Below are 3,308 nucleotides of genomic sequence, written 5' to 3' on the forward strand. Positions count from 1 at the left end.
GTACGCCGCCGCAACCTGCTCGAACCGGGCGAGCCGCTGGCCACCAGCGGGCAGCGGCTGGCGGGCGTCGCCGCGCCGGCGAGCCTCCTGGACGCGCTCGACGCCGTGCCGCTGCCGCCGCCCGCGCCGGGCCTGCGGCGCGGGGTGGGCGTGGCCGTCGGGATCAAGAGCGCCGGGCTCGGCGACGGGCGGGCCGAGGGCGCGGGCATCGTGCTGCGCGCCGACCGCCACGGCGTCGAGATCGCCTCCGCCGCCCCCGAGGTGGGCCAGGGTGTGCGCGCGGTGCTGGCGCAGATCGTCACCGAATGCCTCGGCCCGGTGCCGATCACGTTCGCGGACTCCACCTCGGCGCTGCCGGCCAGTGGCGGCAGCAAGGCGAGCCGGCAGACCATGGCCTCGGGCGGGGCCGCGCTCCGCGCCGCGACCCGCCTCAGGCAGCGGCTCGGCGGCGCCGTGGATCTCGCGGCGCTGGGTGACGGGACCTCGATCGTGGTCGAGGAGCGGTACGACGCGCCGCCCACCGCCGCGCCCGATCCACGCACCGGGCGCGGCGACCCGCACATCGCCTTCCAGCTCACCGCGCACCGCGCCGTCGTGGACGTGGACCCCGCCCTAGGCATGGCCAGGGTGGCACAGCTCGTCGCGGCCCAGGACGTGGGCCGGGCGCTGAACCCGGCGCTGGTTCGCGGCCAGCTCGCCGGCGGCACCGTCCAGGGCGCGGGGTTCGCGCTGCTGGAGGAGATCCCGGTGGACGCGGACGGGCGGGGCGGCGCGACCGGGTTCGGCACGTACCTGCTGCCCGCGGCGGTGGACGTGCCCGAAGTGATCCCGGTGATCGTCGAGTCCGGCGACCCGCGGCTGCCGTTCGGCGCCAAGGGCGTCGGCGAGGGCCCGCTGATCTCCTCCCCCGCCGCCGTGGCCGCGGCTCTCCGCGCCGCCACGGGCCGACCGGTCAACCGCATCCCCGCCCACCCCGAAGACCTGACCGCGGCAGGGTCGGAAGAGCCTCGCGACGAGTACGGCGGCGGCCTGGCCGTGCACCCCGAGGGCGGGGTTTCGGCGGTGGACGGCTGATGGCGTACCTGCGGCCGGTCACGATCGCGTCCGCGCTGGCGGCGCGGGCCGAGTTGCCGGACGCCCTCGTGTGCGGCGGCGGCACCGCCGTCCAGCCCGCGATGAACGCCGGGCTGCTGCGGCCCGCCGACGTGCTCGACCTGGGCGGGCTCCGCGACGGCGCGGCGATCGACGCCTGCGGGGACCGGGTCAGGCTCGGTCCCGTCGTACGCGTCGCCGCGGCCGCCCGCGCGCACGCCCTCGGCGCCGGGGTGCTCGACGGGATGCTGCGCGGGTTCGCCACGCCCGCCGTGCGCGAACGCGCCACGCTGACCGGCAACCTGTTCCAGGCCCCCGCCGACCTCGCGGTGGTGCTGACCGCGCTGGACGGCTCGCTGATCGCCGCCTCCGCGCACTCCCGGCGCGAGCGGGTGCTACCGGTGACCACAGCGGACGCGCTCGAGCCGGACGAGCTGGCCATCGGGCTGGATCTTGCGGTGCCGGCGGCCTTCGCGTATGAACGACTCGCGGTCCGGGAGGTCGCGGCCCCCACACTCGCCGCCGTGGCGGCGGCCCTACTCGCCGATGGCCCGCGCGCCGCCGTAACCGGCTACCGGACGAGCACGGACGCGGCCGGAACCGTCATCCTTTGCCCCGGCGCGGTCCCGCACCTGGCCGACCCGGCCGGGGAGGACGGCTTCGCGGCGGCGGTCGTGGCCGCCGCCGCTCCCCCGGCCCCATACGCCCGCCGCTCCGTCGCCGCCCTGGCCCGCCGCTGCCACCGCCGCATCCACCTGGGAGGCGCGCATGCCTGACCCCGGAGAAGACCCCGGACAAGGCCCCAGAGAAGACTCCGGAGATGACCTGGTGGAAGTGCGCGGGACGCTGGACGGCGAGCCGTACCACGTCGAGGTGCCGGTGTGGGCCTCGCTGCTCGACGCCCTGGAGGCGGCGGGACGCCCGCTTCCGGCCGGGTGCCGGGGCGGCCAGTGCGGAAGCTGCACGGTGACGCTCGACGGGGTGCCGGCGCCGGCGTGCGTCGTGCCCGCGGGCGCGGCGGCCGGCGCGGTCGTGGAGACGGCGCGGCGAGCCGCCCTGCCCATGCTGGTGGAAGAGATGGCGGCGCTCAGCGCCACTCAGTGCGGCTACTGCGCCCCCGGCCTGGTGGTCGCCCTCTCGCACCTGCTGAGCACGAACCCCGCCCTCGACGCTTCCGCCGTACGCGAGGCGCTCACCGGTCACCTCTGCCGCTGCACCGGTTACGAGGCCATCGTGACCGCCACGCTCGCCGCCGCAGCCCGCCTGAGATTTTGTATCCCATAATTGCGGCCAAGCTCATGCCGCGACGCCACGGATACATGACCACACATCCGCAGGTCCACGCGCATCCACCCACCCCGGCACGGCAGTCCAGGTAACGTGGCATTAACCAGATTATTGTCTAGCCGCAACAAATTTGGGATACAAAATCCCACATGACAAGCGTTTCGCAAGCCGCGCGGCCATTGGTCAGCGTGCGCGGGCTCGACCACATCGTCCTGCACGTCGCCGATCCGCTCCGCTCCCTCGACTGGTACACCGCCAAGCTGGGCCTGCGCCCGCTGCGCGTCGCGGAGTTCCGCGCGGGCAAGGCGCCGTTCCCCTCGGTCGAGGTGGCGCCCGGCGTGATCATCGACCTGGACCCGAGGGGCGCGCGCACCGGCGAGAACCTCGCGCACTTCTGCATCGAGGTGGACACGATCGACCTCAAGGAACTGGCGGGATCCGGGGCCTTCGGCAAGGTGGCCGGGCCGTTCCGGCGCTGGGGCGCCCGCGGCGAGGCCGACCTCGTCTACATCACCGACCCCGACGGGAACGTGATCGAGCTGCGCCACTACGGCCCCAGCCAGGTCAACGACTACGGCCCGAACCGGGCGGTACGGCCGGAATGACCGCCACCGCCGTCCTGGCCGCCAACGCGGTGGCGCACGGCTCCCTCGGCGTCGTCGGCGCGGGCGCGCGCACCGCGGCGGTGATCGGCGCCGCCGCCCTGCTCGACGGCGGCAACGCCTTCGACGCCGTGATCGCGGCCGGGCTGGCGGAGACCGTGCTGCTGCCGCCCAAGTGCGGTCTCGCCGGTGACGTGGTCGCCCTGGTCCAACCGGCGGACCGGCCCGCGCCGCGCGCGCTGCTGTCGATCGGGGCCGCCGCCCGGCGGCTCCCCCAGGCGCTGGCCGCCCGCCCGCTCCCCCGCGACGGCGGGCTGTCGGTCGGCG

Annotated in this window: 5 protein-coding genes; all 5 read left to right on the plus strand. The window is 75.9% G+C overall.

Annotation, left to right across the window (positions count from 1 at the left end):
- Nucleotides 1-1,074: xanthine dehydrogenase family protein molybdopterin-binding subunit (locus Aple_RS52015; protein ID WP_170321512.1), on the plus strand; the 1,074-nt coding region annotated here is incomplete at its 5' end.
- Nucleotides 1,074-1,868, plus strand: coding sequence for an FAD binding domain-containing protein (locus Aple_RS16640; protein WP_155345498.1), 795 nt, complete (start codon nt 1,074-1,076; stop codon nt 1,866-1,868). The genes Aple_RS52015 and Aple_RS16640, both read left to right, overlap by 1 nt.
- Nucleotides 1,861-2,376 (plus strand): (2Fe-2S)-binding protein, encoded by a 516-nt coding sequence (locus Aple_RS16645; RefSeq protein ID WP_155345499.1) that lies wholly within the window; start codon nt 1,861-1,863, stop codon nt 2,374-2,376. Before Aple_RS16640 ends, Aple_RS16645 begins: the two co-directional genes overlap by 8 nt.
- A gap of 152 nt (nt 2,377-2,528) precedes the next feature.
- Nucleotides 2,529-2,984 carry a VOC family protein gene (locus tag Aple_RS16650; protein WP_155345500.1) on the plus strand — a complete coding sequence of 152 codons (456 nt, stop codon included), beginning with the start codon at nt 2,529-2,531 and terminating at the stop codon, nt 2,982-2,984.
- Nucleotides 2,981-3,308, plus strand: a 328-nt coding sequence (locus Aple_RS16655; protein WP_174889838.1) for a gamma-glutamyltransferase, incomplete at its 3' end; no start/stop codon positions are given. The genes Aple_RS16650 and Aple_RS16655, both read left to right, overlap by 4 nt.

The organism is Acrocarpospora pleiomorpha, assembly GCF_009687885.1.
Classification (GTDB): Bacteria; Actinomycetota; Actinomycetes; order Streptosporangiales; family Streptosporangiaceae; genus Acrocarpospora; species Acrocarpospora pleiomorpha.

Coding starts and splice junctions, on each gene's coding strand:
- Aple_RS16640 (WP_155345498.1), top strand. CDS start 1,074: ATGGCGTACCTGCGGCCGGTCACGATCGCGTCCGCGCTGGCGGCGCGG.
- Aple_RS16645 (WP_155345499.1), top strand. CDS start 1,861: ATGCCTGACCCCGGAGAAGACCCCGGACAAGGCCCCAGAGAAGACTCC.
- Aple_RS16650 (WP_155345500.1), top strand. CDS start 2,529: ATGACAAGCGTTTCGCAAGCCGCGCGGCCATTGGTCAGCGTGCGCGGG.